Origin of the sequence: Luedemannella helvata (assembly GCF_039528415.1) — a bacterium.
In the GTDB taxonomy this organism is placed as follows: Bacteria; Actinomycetota; Actinomycetes; order Mycobacteriales; family Micromonosporaceae; genus Luedemannella; species Luedemannella helvata.
This window is the reverse complement of sequence record NZ_BAAALS010000048.1, coordinates 1-22416: the sequence shown is the minus strand read 5'-3', so window position 1 is coordinate 22416 and position 22416 is coordinate 1. Positions and strand designations below refer to the sequence as shown.

Here is a 22416-nt window from a genome sequence, read left to right as displayed (position 1 = left end):
ACCGGCGATCAGCATTCTGAGCCGGCGACGTTTGCCGCGAGGCTGGTGGACGGGGACGTCGCTCATGTACGTACTTCCTCCTGGTGGGGGTGGCGGCCGTTGGAACGCAACGGAACGATCACCGGGAACCGTGCAGTCGTGCCCATCGATCGGTTATCGACAGTTTCTCGTGGGAGGAACCACCGAACGTGCCCTTGGATGTGCCGTCCGTAATCTGCCCTGCCTACGCCGACCCCTAACGGGTCAGGCCAGCAGCCCCCATGTATGGCAAGATTACGATGTCGAAAACTTTCGATAATCGATTGATGTGCACTAAGCTTCACCTCCGTCACGATAACTGTCAAGCGTTCACGATGAATAGCTCAGTCGGGCGCGTTCGCCCTGCTGGCCAGGGGTCTGCGCACGGCAATCCGCCGTGCCGCCACCGGGTAAACGGCGGCGGCACGGCGGATGGGCGCGGCGTCCGTGCTACGCCGGCAGTGGCGTCAGAGCGTGAGGTTCTTCTGCTGGACCTGCCACTGCGTGCCGCACAGGCCGCAGTTCGACCCGACGAAGTTCCGGCCGGCGTTCTGGTCACCCTTCAGGCGCCACTTCAGGTAGAGCACCATGACGCGACCGAACTCGCCACCGTTGTACTGGTCGTAGGTGCCGCCGTGTCCGACGTTCAGGTTGCCCATGAACGCGGGCAGTCCGGACGGGAGCTTGCCCCAGTCGTCCATGGCGTTGGGGTAGGCGATGTCGCTGGTCCCACCGATGAAGTACGCGATCGGCTTCGTCAGCCGCCTGAGCTGGTAATCGTTGGCGTCGTTGAGCAGTCCGCTGCTGAAGATGACCGTCGTGGTGATGCGCGCGTCGTTGGAGACCTCGTACGCCTCCAGCCCGCCACACGAGAAGCCCGCCACAGCGATCTTGCTGGTGTCGAGGCGGCCGTAGTACTTGCTGCCCTGCCGGGCGTTCTCGGCAACCGCCCAGTCCATCGACTGCGTGAGCCACGACGCCGTCGAGGAGCCGGAGCCGTTCGGATTGCCATTGGCGATCACCAGGAACCCGTGCGACGCGATCTCGCGCAGGAAGTTGAGCGCCGCCGTGCCGTTGGCCGAGCAGGCTCCCTGGGACCACGCCAGGACCGGCAGCTTCTCGGTCGGAAGGCACTCCGGCCGGTAGATGGTGTGGTTGGGCAGGCTGCCGGACGTCTCATAACCCGCCGGGTACGGACCGGAGCCGCCGCCGGGAGTGGTGCACGCGGGGGGCCGGCTGGTGGTCGGTCCGCTGGTCGGGGCGCTACTGGTCGGGCCCGCTGTGGTGGGGCCAGCCGTCGTGGGGCCGGCCGTCGTGGGGACGGCGCTGGTCACGACCGGGCCGCTGGTCGGCGGCGCCGCCGAGGTGCCGACCGAGCCCGTGCAGGCGGTGCCGTTGAGCGCGAAGTCCGTGGGGACGGGGTTGGTCCCGTTCCACGCGCCGTTGAAACCGAACTGGGTCTCGCCACCGGTGGTGATGGTGCCGTTGTAGCTGACGTTGGCGACGCTGACCTGCGCACCGGACTGGCTGACCGAGCCGTTCCACAGCTGCGTGATCGTCTGCCCGGCACCGAACGACCAGGTGAGGCGCCAGCTGGTGACGGTATCGCCGAGGTTGGTGATGGTGACGTTCGCGCCGAAGCCTCCCGGCCACGCGCTCGACACCACGTAGTTGACCCGACAACCCGTGGCGGCCTGAGCTGCGGTTGTCGTGAGGATGGCGGCCCCGGATGCCAGCACGAGGCTGGCCGCGCAGGCCAGGACGTATCGGGGTCGGAAGCGGGCGTAGTTCATCTCGTTCCTCCGATGGGACGCATAACGAACGAGGTCGATGTTTGCAGATATGCTTACGCCCGTTACGACAAGTGTCAACTTTCGTGATCGCGCCCCGGCTACGGTGAGCGGGCGGTGTCACGCGTCGCGGGTCCCGCCCGATATGCCGAGTGAGGAGTCCTTCGCCAGCCGGAAATGGTTGACCCAGGACGCTGCGGCCGGCCAGTACGGGGTGGCCACCTCGACGAGTCTGGCCTCGGCGAGCGGACCGAGCGCGGCATGGATGTCCAAGAAAGTTTCGCGGGCGTGCTGGCGCGGCCACGGTGCCGGGAGCAGATGCTCGGGGAGGTCGGGGTCGATGAGCACGAGCGAGCGCCAGGAATCCATCACCGAGGTGCGCACGACGAACGCCTGGGCCGTGTCGACCTCACCGGCGTGGACGGCGTCACGCACGCCGCTGTACTGATCGATGAAGGCCCGGTAGGCCGTGGCCAGGCAGTCGAGGTCGTAGGCGGCGGCCGGCCCGTGCGGACCCGACTCCTCGTCGAACTGTGCGCACATGACCGACCACCGGGCGCGCTCCACGTCGGCCAGGATCGCGCTCATCGCCTGGCGCGGCGCCTGCGGTTCGCGCCCGGGCTTGATCCAGACACTGTCGTACAGCCGCACGAATCCGAGAGCACCCAACGTCTTGCGAACATGGTGCCGGTGCGCCTGCCCGGGCTCGGGAAGTGAGAACGCGACGACCGTCCAGTCGCCCGTCCACGGCGGCGGCTCGGCGCCGAAGGTCAGGAACCGGTGCATGTACGCGCGGTGGCTGGCGATCGTCTGCGGTGTGATGTGATACGTCGACTGTCGACCGACCCGGCGGGTGGCGATCAGACCACGGCGGATCAGCCGCGACAGCGCGGAGCGCGCGCTCGCCTCGCTGATACCGAACTCCCGCAGCATGGCGACCACCGCGGCCGACGGGAGGTCAGCCTCCGGCGAGTCGAAGTACTCACCGAGCAACGTGGCCAACAGGTGCTGGGGGTTCTGACCGGCCTGGGGCCTGGGGATGCTGACGCCATCCGGTCCTCGCCCGCTCACCTCGTCAGCTCGCACCACACCGTGGTCGCCGGAACTCACGCCTCCCATACCGGCAGGTCGATCCTGGAGGGGGCGGCCGGGTCATGGGAGATCTCCTGATCAGCCCGGACAGTATCGGCGGCAGTGCCGGCCGGCTGGCCTGTGCCGGGGTTGCGCGCGTAGCGGGGATGCGCGCCGGAGCTGACCTGCACGCCGATGCGGTGCCCCGCGGCGAACCGATGGAAGGCCGGCCACAGGGGCACCTCCACCTCGACGAAGCCGTCGTCGTCGGGTCGCGGGTCGGTCGCGGCGGTGCCGACACTGCCGATCCGGCGGATGCCGTCACACACCGTCAGGGAACGGCCGTCGGGGTGCACATCGCAGATCCGGACGAACACGTCCGCGCTGGCGGCGGTGGACCGGAACCGGATGCGGGCGACCGGCTCCCCCGCGATGACGACCGCGTCTCCCAGTGGAGCGCTACGGAAGACGACGACGTCGGGGCGGCGTTCGTGGTCGCTGTTGTCGATCGGCTCCGCGGCTCCGCCCAGGCTGGGCCCGCCGACCGCGGGAGTCGGCTGGTCAGGGTCGTACGTGTAGCGGGTGCTGCCGCCGGCCGGGCCGGCCGGGTCGAGCAGCCCGGACCCGTGCAGGTGCCACGGCTGCGCCGCCGTGCCCGGCGGTGGCCACGCGGGCAGGTCGTACCACTGCCCGGCCCCGGTCAGATAGGCGCGCACCGGGGCGCGGCGGGTGGTGGGCACGCCGGCGAAGTGTTCCTTGAGGAACGCCACCGACTCATCGACAAAGGGGTTCTCCGGACTGGAGTGGCCCCACGGACCGATCGTCAGCCGTGGCGGGCGGCCGACCGCGGCCAGTTGCGCGTACGTGCGCAGCTGCCAGGGCAGAAAGATGTCGTACCAGCCGGTCGCCATGTAGACGGGGGCTGCGACGTCGGGCACCGACGCGGTGTGCGACTGCTGGGTCCAGAACTCGTCCGTCAGCTCCTCGTGGGCCAGCCAGTCCTGGTACCAGCTGATCGGGCGGCCCGCGACGACGGAGTCCCCATCGGACAGGGGCAGGACGTCGAACGCCTCGCTCAGTTTGCGGTCGGGCAGCAGCGCGAGTCGCGCCCGCACCAGCATTCCGCGTAGGCCCTTCAGATCCATCATGCGCGACCAGCCGAGCGCGTTGGCCAACGAGAAGGCGCCGTTGTCCCAGGTGATGGCGCCGAAGTCGGCCATCGTGACGTTCAGGCACAGGGCGTCGGGAGCGTTGTCGGGATCCTCCCGCCACATCCGTCCGGCGACCGCCCACTGCGCGTACCCCAGGTAACTCTCGCCGAAGGTCGCGACCGTGCCGGTGAACCACGGCTGGCGGCGTACCCACCGGTGCGTCGCCATGCCGTCGCACTGCTCATGCACCTGCGGCACGAACGTGCCGCCGGACCCGTCGGTGCCCCGGCAGCTCTGCACGAGAACGGTGAACCCCGCCCGGGCCAGCTCCTGAGCGACCGGCCGCACGGCCCGGCGCCCGTACGGCGTGCGGATGATGATCGTGGCCAACGGCGGGTCCACGTCGCCGACCGGTGCGATGAGGTCGGCGACCAGCTCGACGCCGTCGTCCATCGGTACGCGCAGGGTGCGCCGCGCCGCCCGGGCAGCGGCCTGCCGGCCTGGTTTCAGTGTGCTGCTCATCGGCCGGCGCCAACCGCTGTGATCATCTGTGCTCCCTCGTCCCCCGATCGGAGGATAGCTTTGGGACAAAACCATCCCGTGTCAAGGGACGCCGGTACCACGGACTGGTTGCGCGCGCTCCATTAAGACCGTCGGCAGCACGCGTTTCCGGGCCGACGTGACGTATCGATAATGCAAAATTGATGTTTTCGGTTTCTGTTATCCAAGGACCCATGCGGTGGTCGCCGAACCACTCGATCACGTGCTGCGCAGACGTGTTTCCAATGAACCGTTATCTCACGTGGACTTTCGCAGTCGCGGGTAAACCAGGGCTGGAAGTTTCACCATCCCGAACCGCGATTCTGATCGACGTCGCGCGGCGCGCAACAGATGCAAGCAAGGCTGGTCGCCGCACCGAAACCACCGCTTCTCGACGCGGATGAACGCGCGCCGCCGCAGCTCTCTCCTTGAGAACCATTGACGCGTATGGCAGCGTCCGCATCCGATGCGGGTCACCGCATTCGACCGCATATCCCACCGTCAGATGCGCCAATGCATACCAGGGATGTTAGCGCTCACATCTCCCCTCGCGACAATCCGTAGGAGGCAACCGCGATGACCGGACAATCTCGGTGGACGCGGACCGCGCCATCGGCCGTCGGCTCGTGGCCGTACCGGCGCGTCCTCGCCGCGGCGCTCAGTCTGCTGAGCGTCGTCGTCCTGTTCGCCGCAGTGCAGGGCGTGGCCAAGGCCGACAACCCCATCGTCCAGACGATCTACACGGCGGACCCGGCGCCGCTGGTCCACAACGGACGCGTCTACCTCTACACCGGTCACGACGAGGACAACTCGACGTGGTTCACGATGAAGGAGTGGCGCGTCTATTCCTCGGCCGACATGGTGAACTGGCAGGACCACGGCTCGCCGCTCAGCCTCGCCAACTTCAGCTGGGCCAGCAAGGACGCGTGGGCCGGGCAGGCGATCTACCGCAACGGCAAGTTCTACTGGTACGTGCCCATGGTCAACCGGTCGACCGGCCGGATGGCCATCGGCGTCGCGGTGGCCAACAGCCCGACCGGTCCGTTCACGGACGCGATCGGCCGCCCGCTGGTGGAGAACGGGCAGATCGACCCGACGGTGTTCATCGACGACGACGGCCAGGCGTACCTGTACTGGGGCAACCCCGACCTGTGGTACGTGAAGCTGAACGCCGACATGACCTCGTACTCGGGCAGCCCGACGAAGGTCAACCTGACCACGACCGGGTTCGGGACCCGTACGGGCGACGCCAACCGGCCCACGCTGTTCGAAGAGGGCCCGTGGCTGTACAAGCGCAACAGCCTGTACTACATGGTGTTCGCCGCGCGCTGCTGCTCGGAGTTCATCGCGTACTCCACGGCGCCGAGCCCGACCGGGCCCTGGACCTACCGCGGCACCATCATGCCGACGCAGGGGTCCAGCTTCACCAACCACGCCGGCATCATCGACTTCAACGGCGGGTCGTACTTCTTCTACCACAACGGGGCACTGCCCGGCGGCGGCGGCTTCACCCGCTCGGTCGCGGTGGAGAAGTTCACCTACAACGCCGACGGCACCATCCCGACCATCACCATGACGACCAACGGCGCCCCGCAGATCGGCACGCTCGATCCGTACGTGCGCCAGGAGGCCGAGACGGTCGCCTTCTCCTCCGGCGTGGAGACCGAGGTCGCGAGCGAGGGCGGCCGCAACGTCAGCTTCATCGACAATGGGGACTGGATCAAGGTCAAGGGCGTCGGCTTCGGTACGGGCGCGTCGTCGTTCACCGCGCGGGTGGCGTCGGCCACCAGCGGGGGCCGCATCGAGCTGCGGCTCGGCGGCGCGACCGGAACGCTCGTGGGCACCTGCACGGTTCCCGGCACCGGCGGCTGGCAGACCTGGACGAGCGTCTCCTGCCCGGTCTCCGGCGCCACCGGCACCCAGGATCTGTACCTGCGCTTCACCGGCGGGAGCGGGTCGCTGTTCAACCTCAACTGGTGGCAGTTCGCCGGCGGCGGGTCGACGCAGACCTCGGCGCCACCGAGCACGTCGGCGCCGGCGACCTCGCAGGTGCCGACCACGCAGGTGCCGACGACCCAGGTGCCGACCACGCGGCCGGTGACCAGCGCGCCCGTCACGACCCGGCAGGCGACGACGCCTGCGGGCGGCGCGGCGTGCAGCGCGGCCTACCGCACCACGAACAGCTGGTCCGGTGGCTTCCAGGGTGAGGTGACGGTCACCGCCGGCAGCGCCGCCATCAACGGGTGGACCGTCCGGTGGACCCTCAGCTCCGGTCAGACCATCACGCAGGTCTGGAGCGGCACGCTCACCACCAGCGGGTCGACCGTCTCGGTGGCGAACGCCTCATACAACGGTTCACTGGGTGCCGGCGGTTCGACGACGTTCGGCTTCCTCGCCAACGGATCGGCCAGCTCGCCGTCCGTGACCTGCACCAGCCCGTAACGCACGTACGGCTGCTCGCCGGGCTCAACCGGCCCGGCGAGCAGCCGGCTTGGAGGGGAACATGGCGCGGTCAAGCGACGGCGCGTCAGCGTTGCAGCCGGACGGGATCGCCCGGCGCGCCGCGACGGACGAGCCAGGCCTCGGTGATGTGGGTGAACATCGCCTCGGCGGCGCCGGCGGGATCGTTCGCGGCGATGCGTTCGTAGATGACCCGGTGGCCACGATTGGACGCCTCGCACAGGGCCCGTTCGGTGCGACCGACGTAGCGGGCCTTGTTGATGACCTGGCTCTCCAGCGACCGGACGACGCCCCGAGCGATGCGGTTGCCGGAGGCTCGCATGATCGTGTCGTGGAAGTCGCGGTCGACCTCCTCGTACGTGACGTGGTCGTGCACGAGCTCGTCCATCCGGTCGACCAGTTTCCGCAGCTGGGCGAGGATCGCCTCGTCGGCGAGGCGCGCGGCGACGTTCGCCATGTCGGCCTCGAGGAGGCGCCGGGTGACGACGACGTCGTCGAGGATGGACAGCGTCGCGTCCTCGCTGATCGTCGCCGCGAGGACAAGTTCGTCGAGCATGTTCCAGCTGGCCGGATCGGTCACGATGGTGCCACTACCCTGCCGGACCTGGACAAGTCCCTTTTCCTGGAGGATCTTCACCGCCTCCCGGACCACTGTCCGGCTCACCGCGAAGGTCTCGCACAGTGCCGGCTCGGGCGGCAGTGATGTCCCCGGCGGATGAACACCACGGACGATCCGGTCGACCATTTCGGCGGTGATCGCCTTAGCCAGATTGGTGGGACGTCGGGTCCACGCCGGAGGCTCGGTGACGCTCATCGCCGATTGTTGCGCTGACCTCATGTTCCCTCCGGATCACCGCCGTGGGCGAGCCACAGCCAGACGATCAGTGTACGGCACAGTGTTGACGGCAGACGTCATACGAGTTACGTTTTCGCCCATCTCGGGACGGCCATCGATCCGTCCCGACACCGCCTAGAGAGTGGGCAGCCATGAAGCACCGCGCATTATGGTCAACCGCCTTGGTCGCGACGCTGGCACTGGCCGGCTGCGGAAGCGCGGCCGGACCGAAATCCTCGGACAACGGTTCAGGCGGCACACTGGTCGTCTGGGACTGGAAGTCCGGCGACAAGACAGCGGCGTCCTACATCGAGAAGGCGAAGGCCGACTTCGCCGCCAAGCATCCGGGCGCGACCGTCGAGTTCGTCGCGCAGCCGTTCGACCAGTACTACACCCTGCTCGGCGCCGCCATCCAGGCCGGTCAAGGCCCTGACGTCATGCTCTTCAACGGGGGCGGCCAGATCCGGGACCGGTCCGCGTCACTGCTCCCGCTGGACGATTACCTCGCCGGCGACCGCGAACGGCTGGCCGGTTGGGACGCCTTCGTCAAGGACGGCAAGGTCTACGCCGCGCCCGTGACCTTGCAGGGACATCCGATCTACTACAACAAGAGCCTGTACGAGAAGGCCGGCCTCGACCCCGACAAGCCGGCCACCACGTGGAGCGAGTTCGTCAGCAACTGCGCCGCCATCACCAGGGCCACCGGCGCCAAGTGCTTCGCGCAGGGGAACAAGGAGGGCATCGGCATCCAGTTCTTCATGTCGGGCCTCGGCTCGGGCGTCCTCACGCCCCAGGAGTACACCGACTGGATCGCCGGCAAGCGCGACTGGCGCTCCCCGAACGTCAAGCGGCTCTTCGCCCTGTGGAAGCAGGTCAACGACGACGGCCTCAACACCGCGGGCGCCAACTCGACAGCCATGTTCAACGACGCGTTCGCCCTGTTCGAATCCGGCAAGGCGGCGCACATCATCGGCCTGATGTCGGACGTGGGCCACTGGAAGGACTTCGGCGAGTTCATCCCGCCCGACAAGGTCGGCGTCATGACGGCGCCGGTCGTCACCGCCGGCGCGGTGTCGAGCCTGGCCTACGACGGCGGCATCGGCTACGCGGTCGCGAGGTCGACCGGGGACCCGAAGCTCGCCGCGGACCTCGTCAGGTCGTTGACCTCTACCGACGCGCTGACGGCGTTCCACACCGATGCCGGCGCGATCGCCTCCGACGTCACGATCGACGTCTCCAAGGGCGGACCGGCCGTCGCCACGATCGTGGCCGACCTCAGGGCCGGCAAGCCCGCCCTGCACGTGGCCCTCTCCTCAAAGACGGTGGACCTCATGGGCCGTCTCTCGCAGCAACTGCTCAGTGGATCCACCACGGTCGACAAGGCGGTCGACCAGCTGGCCGCTTCCGACACCACGGGTTGATCCCGTGCCTGTCCGGGATCGGGTCGCGTCGGTCCGCCCAGCGTCGGCCGGGCGGACCGACGGGGCAGCCGCCGAACGGCCGTCCCGGCGGGGCCGCAGGCAGCTGCGATCCGAGTGGCTCGCGCCGTACCTGCTGGTGGCTCCGGCCATTGTGATCATTGTCGTCCTGCGGCTGTGGCCGCTGGCGCTCGGCGTCAACTTCTCCTTCACCGGGGACGGCGAACGCGACGGTACGGCGGTGGGCCTGGCCAACTACGCCCACCTTTTTCAGGACCCCCTGTTCGTCACCGCGTTGCGCAACGTCGGACTGCTGGTCCTGCTGCTGCCGGTGGCGGTGGCCATTCCCGGCCTGCTCGCCACGTTCCTGCACCTGCGCGTGCCCGGCCACCGGTTCTACCGCAGTGTCTACTTCTTCCCGGCCGTACTCTCGCCGGTCATCGTCGGCGCCATCTTCAACCTGCTGCTGGGGTTCGACGGTCCGGCCGGTCAACGCCGCGCTGTCGACCGTCGGCCTCGGGCCCGTCGACTGGCTCGGCAATCCACGGGTGGCGATGCTGACCGTGGTCGGCGTCCACGTCTGGGCGACCTTCGGCATGGCCCTGGTGGTGTTCCTCGCCGGATTCGCCACGCTGGACAGCTCGCTGCTGGACGCCGCCCGGGTCGACGGGGCGTCGCTGCCGCAGGCCATCCGGCACGTGATCATCCCAGGGCTGTCGCGAACCATCCAGTTCGTCAGCGTGACGACCATGATCGGGATGTTGACGTCCATGTTCGGCCTGCTCTACGTCATGACCAGCGGTGGCCCGGAGGGCTCGACGTACCTGCCGGAGTACTACATCTGGATTCAGCAGGGCCAGATGAACCGGCCCGCCCTGGCGTCGGCCGCTTCGACGGTTCTCTTCCTCATCATGCTGCTGGTCGGGCTGCTGCAGGTCAACCTGCTGCGGCGGGCGGGACGGGAGGACTGATGCCCCGCAGACGGCGCAGCGCCTGGGTGGCCGCCGTCCCGATGGGACTGCTCGCCCTGGCGACGATCTATCCCCTGCTGTTCACCACCAACGTCGCCATGAAGACGCGCCGGGAGTACATCCTGGACCGCTTCTCGCTGGCCGAATCCGTGCGCGGGGAGAACATCGTCACGGCGTGGACGAGCGTCGGCATGGGCCGGTACTTCGCCAACTCCGTCGTCGTGGTGACGTTCGCCGTGGCGCTGCTCCTGCTGTTCGGGTCCATGGCCGGCTTCGCGCTGAGCCAACTACGGTTCCGCGGGTCGTCCGCCCTGTTCCTGGGCTGCCTCGCGGCGCTGTTCATTCCGTTCCAGGTGATCATGGTGCCCCTGGCGCGGGTCATGGCCGACACCGGCCTCATCGACACGTACCCGGGTCTGATCCTGGCCTATGTGGCGCAGTTCCTGCCTTTCACGATCTTCCTGCTGACCAGCTACTACCGCACCGTCCCGGCGGAAATCATCGACGCGGCTCGGATCGACGGCAACAGCGTGTACGGCATATACCGGCGGATCATGGTGCCGATCGGGAGGCCCGCACTGCTGTCCGTGGGCATCCTCAACGCCCTGTTCTGCTGGAACGACGTGCTCATCGCCCTGCTGATGATGCCGTCCGCCGAGCACCGAACCCTCATGGTCGGGGTGACCTCACTGCGCGGGCAGTACTCCGCGGACATCCCGACCTTCGCCTCCGGAGTCCTCGTCGCCGCGGTGCCGGTACTGGCGATCTACCTGTTCCTCCAGCGCCAGATCGCCGACGGTGTCACCGCCGGTTCCACGAAGGGCTGACATGCGCATCACGGGATATCGAACACTTACGACCGTCCAGGGATGGGGCCGCCCGGTCGGCGACGCCAACGGTGTGTTCGCCGACGGGATCACCCAGGTGCCGATCGTGCTGGTCGACACCGACGAGGGCATCACCGGGGTGGGCCTGGGGCCGCACGTCGAGATCGAGTCGGTCTTCGCCGCGATCGAGAACGAGGATCCCCGCGCGGTGACCGCGCTCTACGACCGCATGCTGCGGCAGACCTTCAAGGCCGGCCACGCGGGCCGGGTTTTCGGCACGATCGGCGCGCTGGACACGGCCCTGTGGGACATCAAGGCGCAGGCGGTCGGCCAGCCGCTGTGGCGGTTGCTGGGCGGCCGGGACCGGACGGTTCCCGCGTACGCCTCCGGCCTGTGCATCGGCCTGTCCGATGACGAGCTGGTCGCGGCGTACCGCGAGTACGCCGACCACGGGCTGCACGCCGCGAAGATCAAAGGCGGGCTCGACGTCGAGCGCGACCGGCACCGCCTGACCCTGGTGCGCGACGTCCTCGCCGGATCCGCGGCCGGGACCCGCCCCGCGCTGATGCTCGACGCGAACGAATGCTGGACCCGCAAGCAGGCGGTTCGGCACGTCGCCGAGATCGAGCGCGTCGTCGACCTCACCTGGATCGAGGAGCCGGTGCGGCGCTGGGACGCGGAGGGCCTGGCCGCCGTCGGCCGTGGCGTGCGCGCGTCCGTGGCCACCGGGGAGAACCTCACCGGGCTCGAACAGTTCCGGCCCCTCATCTCCGCCGGGGCCGTTGACATCGTCCAGACGGCCGCCGTCTGGGGCGTCACCCACTTCCTGCGGGTCGCCGCCCTGGCGCACGCCCACGACCTGCCGGTCAGTCCGGTCGGCAACGTTCCGATCGGACTGCTGCACGCCGCGACCTCCGTGCCCAACCACCTGGTCAGCGAACTGCAGGACCTGCGCCCGCCGACCGGGGTGACCCTGGACCTGCGCATCGAGGGCGGCGGGTTCGTCCTCGGCGACTCGCCAGGTCTCGGGATCACGGTCGACGAGCCTGCGATCGCCCTGGCGCGCCACCGACCGGGCGTCACGACCGCCGAGGGACCCAACGTCCGCCCGGAACGCGCCGGGCAGCGCCTGCTGGCGGTCGCCCGCGACCTGACCACGGTCGACAACCGCCCGCACCCCTGAGGGAGGACGCATGCACCGCGCGCTCTACGCGGGTGACCGGGCCGTCCCGGCGGGGCAGATGACCCACAAAGACCTCACGGCGATTCGTTATCGGGGAGCCGCCGCGCAGGTCGCGGACGCAATCCATTGACCTCCATGAAATCCCATCGTAACGTCGGACGTCTTACGTATAGCGATTTTCCGCCATTGAGGTAGGGAGCGCAGGGATGTCGAGACGAAGATCGATCATGGGGTCAGTCGTGGCCACGGCACTGCTTGTGACCGTGACCGGCGTGCTGGTACTCAAAGAGGCCGTCGGCGGCGGCGCGCCGAGCGCGTACGCGGCGACCGCCGGTTGCGGCAAAGCTCCGACGCTGACCAGTGGTCAGCGCTCGATCCAGACCAGCGGCAAGAGCCGCAGCTACATCCTGAGGATCCCCGACAACTACGACATGAACCGGCCGTACCGGTTGATCTTCGGGTTCCACTGGCGGGGCGGCACCGCCAACGACGTCGACTCGGGCGGCACCGACGGCTACAACTGGTCGTACTACGGCCTGCGCGCGCAGGCCAACAACAGCACGATCTTCGTCGCCCCGCAGGGGTTCAACAACGGCTGGGCGAACTCCGGCGGCGAGGACCTCGTCTTCGTGGACGACCTGGTCCGCCAGATCCAGGCAGCCCTCTGCGTCGACACCACCCAGCTGTTCGCCCTGGGTTTCAGCTACGGCGGCGGCATGAGCTACGCGATCGCGTGCGCCCGGGCGACCGTCTTCCGGGCGGTGGCCGTCTACTCCGGCGCGCAGCTCAGCGGATGCGACGGCGGCACCCAGCCGATCGCGTACATGGGCTTGCACGGCCTTCAGGACAACGTTTTGAACATCTCGAACGGGCGGTCGCTGCGCGACCGGTTCGTCCGCAACAACGGCTGTACCGCGCAGAACCCGCCCGAACCGGCGGCGGGAAGCCTGTCGCACCGGGTCACGGCCTACACCGGATGCCGGTCGGGATACCCGGTCGTCTGGGCGGCGTTCGACGGCGGCCACACGCCCGGCCCGATCGACGGATGCAACTGCGACGGCTGGCGCACCTGGACCAAGGACGAGGTCTGGAAGTTCTTCACGCAGTTCCAGAGCGGGCCCTCGACCCCACCGACGAGCGGCACGCCCAGCACGTCACGGCCACCGACCTCCGCGCCGGCCACCTCGCGGCCGCCCACGACACCGGCCTCCGGCGCCTCGTGCACGGCCAGCTTCCGGACGGTGAACTCCTGGCCCGGCGGCTTCCAGGGCGAGGTCACCGTGACGGCCGGCAACGCGGCCATCAACGGCTGGACGGTCCGGTGGACCCTGGCCAGCGGCCAGACGGTCACCCAGGCATGGAACGGCACGTTGACCACCAGCGGCTCGACCGTGTCCGTCGCCAACACCACCTACAACGGGTCCCTGTCGGCCAACGCCTCGACGACGTTCGGCTTCCTCGCCAACGGCACCGCCACGAACCCGTCGCTGACCTGCACCAGCCCGTAGTCCTCGACGCGGTTGTTAACGCTCACAGCCGTGGACGTCCACTCACTGACCACTTCGTCCTGAGAGGCACTGTCATGCCCTCATCCTCATTCGGCATGAGCCGGCGACGACTCCTGGCGGCGGCCGGGATCACCGGGGCCGCCGCCGCCACCGGCGTCTGGCGGGCCGGCGCGGCCGAGGCCACCGCCGGACCGAGCAGCTACACCGCCACCTGGTCCTCCGTCGACCAGCACCCGCCCGCGGCCGACTGGTTCCAGGACGCCAAGTTCGGGATCTACTACCACTGGGGTGCCTTCAGCGTGCCGGCCTTCGGCAACGAGTGGTACCCGCGCAACATGTACAACAACGGCTCGGGCGAGAACAACCACCACAGGAGCGTGTACGGCGACCCGTCGGCGTGGCCGTACCACAACTTCATCAACGGCGCCCGCGACCGGGCGGGCAACTGGGTGCAGTTCGCCCCGAAGCTCCGGTCGGCCGGCGGCAACTTCGACCCCGACGAGTGGGCACAACTGTTCGTCGACGCGGGCGCCAGGTTCGCCGGGCCGGTGGCGGAGCACCACGACGGGTTCTCGATGTGGAACAGCTCCGTCAACGAGTACAACTCGGTGGCCCGGGGGCCCCGGCTGGACCTGCTGCGGCTGCACGCCGACGCCATCCGGGCCAAGGGCCTCAAGCTGCTCGTCGCCATGCACCACGCGTACAACTTCACCGGCTTCTACCAGTGGGTGCCGCAGCAGTCCGACGTCAGCCTGCGAAAGCTCTACGGCCAGCTCGGGAACACGGCCGAGTACCAGCTGTGGTACGACAAGCTGCGCGAGGTCATCGACGGGTACCAGCCGGACGTCATCTGGCAGGACTTCAACCTCCACCAGATCCCCGAGTCGTACCGGCTCAACTTCCTGTCGTACTACTACAACCGCGCGGTCGCCTGGAACAAGGACGTCGTCGCCACGTACAAGGACGGGTTCAACACCAACGGCGAGGTGTTCGACTACGAGCGCGGCGGACCCGCCGGCCTGCAGACGCCGTACTGGCTCACCGACGACAGCATCTCCAGCTCCAGCTGGTGCTACACGGTCGGCATCGGCTACTACTCGCTCAACCAGATGCTGCACTCGCTCATCGACCGGGTGAGCAAGAACGGCAACATGCTGCTCAACATCGCGCCCATGGCCGACGGCACCATTCCGAGCGGGCAGCGCGCCATCCTGCTCGGCATCGGCGACTACCTCAGGCGCTTCGGCGAGTCCCTCTACGCCACCCGCGCCTGGTCGGCCTTCGGCGAGGGACCGACCCAGATGGGCGGCGGCTCGTTCACCACGCCGCGGGCCGGCACCGCCCAGGACATCCGGTTCACCCGCAGCAAGGACAACCGCGTCCTGTACGCGACCGTGCTCGGCTGGCCCGGCTCGACCCTGAACATCACCACCCTGAACGCCAACCGCATCAACCTGAGTTCGCTGACGTCGGTGCAGTTGCTCGGCTCGGCGGCCGGCAGCTACCTCGACCTGCCCAACCGCACCCAGGACGGCGGCGGGCTGCGGGTCACCCTGCCGTCCAGCGCACCCTTCAGCGCTCCGGCCTACGTGGTGAAGCTGACCTTCGCCGGGACGATCCCGGCGCTGGGCGCCGGCAGCATCACGGGCTACGTACGGATCGCGAACGCGACGACCGGGCTGGTCCTCGACGGCGGCGGCAATGTCGCGTCCGGCTCCGTCCTCAAGCAGTGGAACTGGGACGGCAGCACGAACCTGCAATGGCAGCTCGTCGACCTGGGCAACGGCTACCACCGCATCGTCAACCGCACCAACGGGATGGTCGCCGACAGCTGGGGCAACACGGCCAACGGCGCCAACGCCCGGCAGGCGCCCTGGAACGGCGGCAACAACCAGCAGTGGCGGCTGGCCAGCCTGGGCAACGGCCGCTACCAGCTGATCAACCGGGGCACGAACACCGCCCTGGACGGCATGGGCAACGGCTCGGTCGGCTCCACCGTGTGCCTGTGGACGCCCAACAACAGCACCAACAACCAGTGGACGATCACGGCCGTCTGACGCGAAGGAAACCGTCATGACCTCCTTGCTCAAGCGCAATGGCCGAAGCCGGCGATGGTCGCCGGTGCTCGGCGTGCTGCTCACGACCGTCGCCGCCGCCGGCGTGGCCCTGGCGACCCAGCACGGCGTCGCCTCGGCCGCGACGGTCGGCACGCCGACGCCGATCGTGGGCGGCCAGTCGGGCCGGTGCGTGGACGTGCCGAACTCCACCACCACCAACGGCACCCAGGTCCAACTCTGGGACTGCTCCAACCAGACCAACCAGTCCTGGACCTACACCAGCAACAAACAACTACAGGTCTACGGCAACAAATGCCTCGACGCCTCCGGCCAGGGCACCACCAACGGCACCCAGGCCATCATCTGGGACTGCAACGGCCAGACCAACCAACAGTGGAACCTCAACACCAACGGCACCATCACCGGCGTGCAATCCGGCCTCTGCCTCGACGCCAACGGCGCCGCCACCACCAACGGCACCAAGATCATCCTCTGGACCTGCAACAACCAGACCAACCAGCAGTGGACCCAGGGCACTTCCACTCCGCCGTCGACGCCGCCGCCCGGTTCCGGTCCCTGCGACATCTACGGTGCCGGCGGCACGCCGTGCGTGGCCGCCCACAGCACCACCCGGGCGCTCTACCGCTCCTACGCCGGCAACCTCTACCAGGTGCGCCGGTCCTCGGACAACACGACCCGCAACATCGGCGTCCTGACCGCGGGCGGCACCGCCAACGCCGCCACGCAGGACTCGTTCTGCTCCGGCACGACGTGCGTCATCACGGTCGTCTACGACCAGTCCGGCCGGGGCAACGACCTGTGGTACCAGGGTTCGAGCGTCGTGCCCGGCTCGACGTCGAGCAGGCCCGCGGTCGCGACCTCCGAGTCGCTGACCGTCGGGGGCGCCAAGGCGTACTCGCTCTACATCAACCCGGGCAACAGCTACTGGCGTGACGGGCACCTCACCGGCGTACCCACCGGCGCGGCGCCCGAGGGCATGTACATGGTGACGAGCGGCACCCACGTCAACGGCGGCTGCTGCTTCGACTACGGCAACAGCGAGACGACCCGATCGGCCGACGCCGCCGGGGCGATGGACGCCATCAACTTCAGCACCCAGTGCTGGTTCGGCGGTTGCTCCGGGACCGGGCCGTGGGTCCAGGCGGACCTCGAATGGGGCCTCTACCCCGGCGGCAGCCAGTCCTGGAACCCCAACCAGCGGGCCTTCACCAGCAAGTTCGTCACGGCGACGCTCAAGAACAACGGCGCGACGCGCTTCGCCATCAAGGGCAGCAACGCCCAGTCCGGCAACCTCTACACGCTGTGGGACGGCGCGCTGCCCAACGGATACAGCCCCATGAAGAAGCAGGGCGCGATCATCCTCGGCAGCGGCGGGGACTGCTGCAAGCCCGGCGGCGGGGCCAACCTCAGCGCCGGGACGTTTTACGAGGGCGCCATGGTCGCCGGGTACCCGTCCGACGCCACCGAGAACGCGGTACAGGCCAACGTCGTGGCCGCCGGCTACCGCTAGTCGTCACCACCTTTCACATTCCCAGGAGATCCCATGTTCCGATCCACGTCCCCCCCGAGACGCAGGGCCGCGTTGGCCGGCGTGACCGCGGCGTGCGTCGTCGCCGCGGGAGTCGTCGTGGCGCTCGCCTCCCCCGCGTCCGCGGCGGTGACAACGCTCTATGCCGCGCCGTCCGGCTCCGGCACCGCCTGTTCGGCCTCGGAGCCGTGCTCGCTGTCGACCGCGCAGTCCGCGGTGCGCGCCATCAACGCCAACATGAGCGACGACATCGTCGTCCAACTCGCCGACGGGGTGTACCGGCTGTCGGCGCCGTTGCGGTTCACCGCGGCGGACTCCGGCACCAACGGCCGTACGGTGACCTGGCAGGCCGCCCCGTCCGCGCGGCCGGTGATCAGTGGCGCGCGGGCGGTCACCGGGTGGTCGGTGGCCGACTCGGGGCGCAACATCTGGCGCGCCAATGTGGGCACCGGCGTCGACCCCCGCCAGCTCTACGTCAACGGCGCCCAGGCCGTGCGGGCGCGTACCACGCTCAACCGCTCGGACTTCACGTTCACCAGTTCCGGGATGCGGTTCTCCAACAGCGCGCTGAACTACCTGAACAACGTGGCCAACCAGAGCCGCGTCCAGGTGGAGAGCGTCAACTCGTTCACCGACCGGTACGTCTCCGTGCAGAGCATCAGCGGGAACACCATCACGATGCAGCAGCCGGGCTGGAGCAACAACAACTTCGGGTACGACGTGTTCAACGCCCCGCACCGCGCCGGACCGCTCTACATCACGAACGCCTACGAGTTCCTCGACTCGCCGGGCGAGTGGTACGTCAACACGGGCACCGGCACGCTGTACTACATCCCGCTGTCGGGGCAGAACATGAGTAGCGTCAACGTGGAGCTGCCGGTCCTGCAGTCGCTCGTGGGTGTCGGCGGCACGTACGACGCGCCGGCGCACCACATCACGTTCTCCGGCATCACGTTCTCGGGAACGAGCTGGTTGGGCGCCAGCAGCAACCAGGGCTACGCCGACCAGCAGACCGGCTCCTACATCTCCGGCAACTGGTCGTGGCCCACCTTCGGATCCTGCAACCAGGGCTGCCAGCAGTTCGAGGCCGCCCGGCCCAACTGGAGCCAGATGCCCGCCGCTGTCCAGGTCTCCGCGGCCAACAACATCACCTTCACGAACGGTCAGTTCGTGAACCTCGGCCAGACCGCGATCGGCATCGGCAACGACGCCAACGCCCACGCCAGCGGCGTCGGCCTGGGCGCCAGCAACATCACGGTCAGCCGCTCGGAGATCGCGCGCAACGCGGCCGGCGGCATCGTGGTGGGCGGCGTGCGCGCCGACGCGCACCACCCGAGCGACCAGCGGATGGTCAACCGGGACATCACGATCACCAACAACCGGATGCACGACCTCGGGCTCGACTACCGGGGTGTGGTGTCCGCCTTCACGACGTACGTCACCAACGCCACCCTGTCGTACAACGAGGTCTACAACATGCCGTACACCGGCATGTCCATCGGGTACGGGTGGGGCGCGAACGACGCCGGCGGCAGCAACCACTACGCCAACCGGGGCCTCTACAACTATCAGCCGCGCTACTCCACCCCGACAACGGCGTCGAACAACCGGCTCATCGGCAACTACATCCATGACGTGATGCAGCAGATGACCGACGGCGGGTGCATCTACACCCTGTCCAACCACCCGAGTGGGTTGATCCGGGACAACTACTGCCTGCGGACCAACGGCTGGTTCGGCCTCTACTTCGACGAGGGCTCCCGCTACTTCACCGCCACGAACAACGTGTTCTCCTCGACCGGCACGTGGGCCACGGCCAACTACTACTACGCCGAGAACATGGGCAACTTCACGGTCACCAACAACTGGAGCACCAACGGCAGCACGAACGTGACCAACGGCGACCGCGGCAACGTCGTCTCCGGCAACGTGACCGTCTCGAACAACAACTGGCCCTCCGGTGCGCAGGCCGTGATGGCATCGGCCGGCGTCCAGTCGTCGTCGACGACCTCGCCGCCGGTGACGTCGACGCCGCCGGGCGGTGGCCGCCAGCTCGTCGGCGGCCAGTCGGGCCGGTGCGTGGACGTGCCGAACTCCACCACCACCAACGGCACCCAGGTCCAACTCTGGGACTGCTCCAACCAGACCAACCAGTCCTGGACCTACACCAGCAACAAACAACTACAGGTCTACGGCAACAAATGCCTCGACGCCTCCGGCCAGGGCACCACCAACGGCACCCAGGCCATCATCTGGGACTGCAACGGCCAGACCAACCAACAGTGGAACCTCAACACCAACGGCACCATCACCGGCGTGCAATCCGGCCTCTGCCTCGACGCCAACGGCGCCGCCACCACCAACGGCACCAAGATCATCCTCTGGACCTGCAACAACCAGACCAACCAGCAGTGGACTCTCCGATGAGGACGGACCGCATGAAGACTCAACTGACGCGCGGCCGAAGAGGCGCGTTGGCACTCGTCATGGTGGTGGTCGCCGCCAGCGCGGGAGCGCTCGTCGCGGCCGCGCCGGCGCAGGCCGCCACGTCGATCACCATCAACGGCTCGTCCGGCGGCCGGGTGTTCGACGGCGTCGGCGCCATCAGCGGGGGCGGCGGCAACAGCCGGCTGCTCATCGACTATCCCGAGCCGCAGCGCACCCAGCTGCTGGACTACCTGTTCAAGCCGGGCTACGGCGCGGCTGTCCAGCTGCTCAAGCTGGAGATCGGCGGGGACACCAACACGACGTCCGGCGCCGAGCCGAGCCACGAACACACCCGCGGCGTCGTGAACTGCAACCGCGGGTACCAGTGGTGGCTGGCCGAGCAGGCCAAAGCCCGTAACCCCAACGTCAGGCTGGTCGGTCTGACGTGGGGCGCCCCCGGCTGGATCGGCAGCGACTTCTGGACCACGGATTCGATCAACTACCTGGTGAACTGGCTCGGCTGCGCCACCTCCCACGGCCTGACGGTCGACTACCTCGGCGGCTGGAACGAGAAGGGCTTCAACGCCACCTGGTACAAGAACCTGCGGTCGACGCTCGACTCCCGGGGATACTCCGCGGTGAAGATCGTCGCCTCGGACGACTTCGGCTGGGGTGCCGCCGACGAGGCCCTGCGCGACCCCGCGTTCGGCCGGGCGGTGGCGGTCTACGGCTCGCACTACGTGTGCGGGTACCGCAGCGCCCAGACCAACTGCCCCAGCTCCGGCAACGCGGTGAACAGCGGCAAGCCGCTGTGGGCCAGCGAGAACGGGTCCGACGACTACAACGCCGGCGCGAACGCGGTCGCCCGCGGCATCAACCGCGGCTACCTCGACGGCAAGATGACCGCCTACATCAACTGGCCGATCATCGCCGCCATCACGCCGAACATCCCGTGGGCCACCATGGGTGTCGCGGTCGCCCCGCAGCCGTGGTCCGGCTACTACTCCATCGGCAAGAACGCGTGGGTGATGGCGCAGACCACGCAGTTCACCGCCCCCGGCTGGCGCTACCTCGACAGTTCCAGCGGCTACCTGGAGGGCAACCGCAACAACGGCAGCTACGTGTCGCTGCGCTCGCCCACCGGCAGTGACTACAGCACCATCATCGAGACGATGGACGCGGGCGGTGCCCAGACGGTCAACTTCACGGTGACCGGCGGCCTGTCCCAGGGCACCGTGCGGGTCTGGTCCACGAACGTGCGGTCCAACAACCCGGCCGACCACTTCGTGCGCGGTGCGGACATCACCCCGTCCGGTGGCAGCTTCTCGCTGACCGTCCAGCCGGGCTACGTCTACAGCATCACCACGACGAGCGGGCAGGGCAAGGGCACCGCCACCAGTCCCGCGCAGGGCGCGCTCCCGCTGCCGTACAGCGACACCTTCGACAGCTACGCGGTCGCCAGCGAGGCCAGGTACCTGATGGACCAGCAGGGCTCGTTCGAGATCGTGGCCTGTGGCGGGGACCGGTCCGGGCGGTGCGTGCGGCAGATGTCGGAGCAGACGCCGATCAAGTGGACGTCGCAACTGGCCGAGCCGTACACGCTGCTCGGCGACCTGAGCTGGACCAACTACACGGTCTCCTCCGACGTGATGCTGGAGAAGACCGGGTACGCCCAGCTCATCGGCCGCGCGGCCGCGTACCAGTTCCAGGCACCGGCCAACCTCAACGCGTACTACCTGCGGGTGAACTCCAGCGGGGCGTGGTCGATCCTGAGCAACAACACCAGCGGCAACGTGCGGACGCTGGCCAGCGGCAGCGTCGCGGCACTGGGCACCGGGCGGTGGCACACCGTGGCGCTGAAGTTCAGCGGTGCCACCATCACCGCCACCATCAACGGTACGGCCGTGGGTACGGTGACCGACTACACCTCCGGCGCCGGCCAGGTGGGCTACGCGACCGGGCAGGGCATCACCGCCCAGTTCGACAACCTGACCGTGACCCCGGGCACCGGCAGCACCGGGGGGTCCAGCGGCGTCCTGCGGGGCGTCGGCTCCGGCCGGTGCCTGGACGTGCCGAACGCCAGCCAGACCGACGGTACGCAGCTGACGATCTGGGACTGCAACGGCGGCGCCAACCAGCAGTGGACGTCCACGGGCAGCAACCAGCTGATCGTGTACGGCAACAAGTGCCTGGACGTACCCGGGCACGCGACCACGGCCGGCACCCGGGTGCAGATCTGGACCTGTAACGGCGGCGCGAACCAGCAGTGGCGCCTCAACAGCGACGGCACCATCGTCGGCGTGGAGTCGGGGCTGTGCCTCGACGTGACCGGCGGCGCCACCGGCAACGGCACCGCGGTCGCGATCTGGACCTGCAACGGCGGCAGCAACCAGCGGTGGAGCCGCACCTAGGGTTGTTGCCGGCGCGGCTATGACGATGCCCCGGTGGGCTGGACGGGTGTCCGGCCCACCGGGGCATCGTCAATGGTCGATCAGGACCTACCGTTGCAGGGTCAGCAGACCCGGCCGCCACGGCAGGTTGTTGTAGTCACCACCAGCGCTGGGGTTCTTGCCCTGGTAGAGCAGTTGCAGGTTGCACGGGTCGATCGTCT

At 68.5% G+C, this 22416-nt stretch carries 14 protein-coding genes; 10 read left to right on the top strand and 4 right to left on the bottom strand.

The window, feature by feature from the left end:
• Nucleotides 1-485: 485 nt before the first annotated feature.
• From ABD191_RS27335 to ABD191_RS27325, 3 genes are all read right to left on the bottom strand, one after another.
• Nucleotides 486-1811: a cellulose binding domain-containing protein gene (locus ABD191_RS27335; protein ID WP_344088322.1), complete on the bottom strand. Its 1326-nt coding sequence runs from the start codon at nt 1809-1811 to the stop codon at nt 486-488.
• Nucleotides 1812-1928: 117 nt separating this feature from the next.
• Nucleotides 1929-2879 carry a PaaX family transcriptional regulator gene (locus ABD191_RS27330; RefSeq protein WP_344088319.1) on the bottom strand — a complete coding sequence of 317 codons (951 nt, stop codon included), beginning with the start codon at nt 2877-2879 and terminating at the stop codon, nt 1929-1931.
• A gap of 35 nt (nt 2880-2914) precedes the next feature.
• A complete protein-coding gene (locus ABD191_RS27325) occupies nt 2915-4552 on the bottom strand; it encodes a CocE/NonD family hydrolase (RefSeq protein ID WP_344088316.1) in 1638 nt (545 codons plus the stop codon).
• Nucleotides 4553-5146: 594 nt separating this feature from the next.
• On the opposite strand from ABD191_RS27325, the gene ABD191_RS27320 reads away from it, so the two are divergent.
• Nucleotides 5147-7012: a family 43 glycosylhydrolase gene (locus ABD191_RS27320; RefSeq protein WP_344088313.1), complete on the top strand. Its 1866-nt coding sequence runs from the start codon at nt 5147-5149 to the stop codon at nt 7010-7012.
• Between the two features lie 85 nt (nt 7013-7097).
• Here the strand turns inward: ABD191_RS27320 and ABD191_RS27315 are convergent, their stop codons facing one another.
• Nucleotides 7098-7844 (bottom strand): FadR/GntR family transcriptional regulator, encoded by a 747-nt coding sequence (locus ABD191_RS27315; RefSeq protein ID WP_344088310.1) that lies wholly within the window; start codon nt 7842-7844, stop codon nt 7098-7100.
• A gap of 203 nt (nt 7845-8047) precedes the next feature.
• Between ABD191_RS27315 and ABD191_RS27310 the strand changes: the two genes are divergently transcribed.
• The 9 genes from ABD191_RS27310 to ABD191_RS27270 all read left to right on the top strand — a co-directional run bounded on the left by ABD191_RS27310 (nt 8048) and on the right by ABD191_RS27270 (nt 22216).
• Nucleotides 8048-9286 (top strand): ABC transporter substrate-binding protein, encoded by a 1239-nt coding sequence (locus ABD191_RS27310; RefSeq protein WP_344088307.1) that lies wholly within the window; start codon nt 8048-8050, stop codon nt 9284-9286.
• A gap of 551 nt (nt 9287-9837) precedes the next feature.
• Nucleotides 9838-10254, top strand: coding sequence for a carbohydrate ABC transporter permease (locus ABD191_RS27305; RefSeq protein ID WP_344088328.1), 417 nt, complete (start codon nt 9838-9840; stop codon nt 10252-10254).
• On the top strand, nt 10254-11081 hold the full coding sequence (locus ABD191_RS27300; protein ID WP_344088305.1) for a carbohydrate ABC transporter permease: 828 nt from the start codon (nt 10254-10256) through the stop codon (nt 11079-11081). The genes ABD191_RS27305 and ABD191_RS27300 overlap by 1 nt, the downstream gene beginning before the upstream one ends.
• 1 nt (nt 11082) lies before the next feature.
• Nucleotides 11083-12264 carry a mandelate racemase/muconate lactonizing enzyme family protein gene (locus ABD191_RS27295; protein ID WP_344088302.1) on the top strand — a complete coding sequence of 394 codons (1182 nt, stop codon included), beginning with the start codon at nt 11083-11085 and terminating at the stop codon, nt 12262-12264.
• A gap of 206 nt (nt 12265-12470) precedes the next feature.
• Nucleotides 12471-13772 carry a CE1 family esterase gene (locus ABD191_RS27290; protein WP_344088299.1) on the top strand — a complete coding sequence of 434 codons (1302 nt, stop codon included), beginning with the start codon at nt 12471-12473 and terminating at the stop codon, nt 13770-13772.
• 95 nt (nt 13773-13867) lie between these two features.
• Nucleotides 13868-15829 carry an alpha-L-fucosidase gene (locus ABD191_RS27285; RefSeq protein ID WP_344088296.1) on the top strand — a complete coding sequence of 654 codons (1962 nt, stop codon included), beginning with the start codon at nt 13868-13870 and terminating at the stop codon, nt 15827-15829.
• A gap of 16 nt (nt 15830-15845) precedes the next feature.
• Nucleotides 15846-17360, top strand: a complete 1515-nt coding sequence (locus ABD191_RS27280; protein ID WP_344088293.1) for an arabinofuranosidase catalytic domain-containing protein — start codon at nt 15846-15848, stop codon at nt 17358-17360.
• Between the two features lie 33 nt (nt 17361-17393).
• Entirely contained in the window at nt 17394-19805 is a 2412-nt protein-coding gene (locus tag ABD191_RS27275) for an RICIN domain-containing protein (protein ID WP_344088290.1), read from the top strand.
• Nucleotides 19806-19816: 11 nt separating this feature from the next.
• Entirely contained in the window at nt 19817-22216 is a 2400-nt protein-coding gene (locus ABD191_RS27270; protein ID WP_425560889.1) for an RICIN domain-containing protein, read from the top strand.
• Nucleotides 22217-22416 lie beyond the last annotated feature (200 nt).

Coding starts and splice junctions, on each gene's coding strand:
- ABD191_RS27335 (WP_344088322.1), bottom strand. CDS start 1,811: ATGAACTACGCCCGCTTCCGACCCCGATACGTCCTGGCCTGCGCGGCC.
- ABD191_RS27325 (WP_344088316.1), bottom strand. CDS start 4,552: ATGAGCAGCACACTGAAACCAGGCCGGCAGGCCGCTGCCCGGGCGGCG.
- ABD191_RS27320 (WP_344088313.1), top strand. CDS start 5,147: ATGACCGGACAATCTCGGTGGACGCGGACCGCGCCATCGGCCGTCGGC.
- ABD191_RS27315 (WP_344088310.1), bottom strand. CDS start 7,844: ATGAGCGTCACCGAGCCTCCGGCGTGGACCCGACGTCCCACCAATCTG.
- ABD191_RS27305 (WP_344088328.1), top strand. CDS start 9,838: ATGCTGACCGTGGTCGGCGTCCACGTCTGGGCGACCTTCGGCATGGCC.
- ABD191_RS27300 (WP_344088305.1), top strand. CDS start 10,254: ATGCCCCGCAGACGGCGCAGCGCCTGGGTGGCCGCCGTCCCGATGGGA.
- ABD191_RS27295 (WP_344088302.1), top strand. CDS start 11,083: ATGCGCATCACGGGATATCGAACACTTACGACCGTCCAGGGATGGGGC.
- ABD191_RS27290 (WP_344088299.1), top strand. CDS start 12,471: ATGTCGAGACGAAGATCGATCATGGGGTCAGTCGTGGCCACGGCACTG.
- ABD191_RS27285 (WP_344088296.1), top strand. CDS start 13,868: ATGAGCCGGCGACGACTCCTGGCGGCGGCCGGGATCACCGGGGCCGCC.
- ABD191_RS27280 (WP_344088293.1), top strand. CDS start 15,846: ATGACCTCCTTGCTCAAGCGCAATGGCCGAAGCCGGCGATGGTCGCCG.
- ABD191_RS27275 (WP_344088290.1), top strand. CDS start 17,394: ATGTTCCGATCCACGTCCCCCCCGAGACGCAGGGCCGCGTTGGCCGGC.
- ABD191_RS27270 (WP_425560889.1), top strand. CDS start 19,817: ATGAAGACTCAACTGACGCGCGGCCGAAGAGGCGCGTTGGCACTCGTC.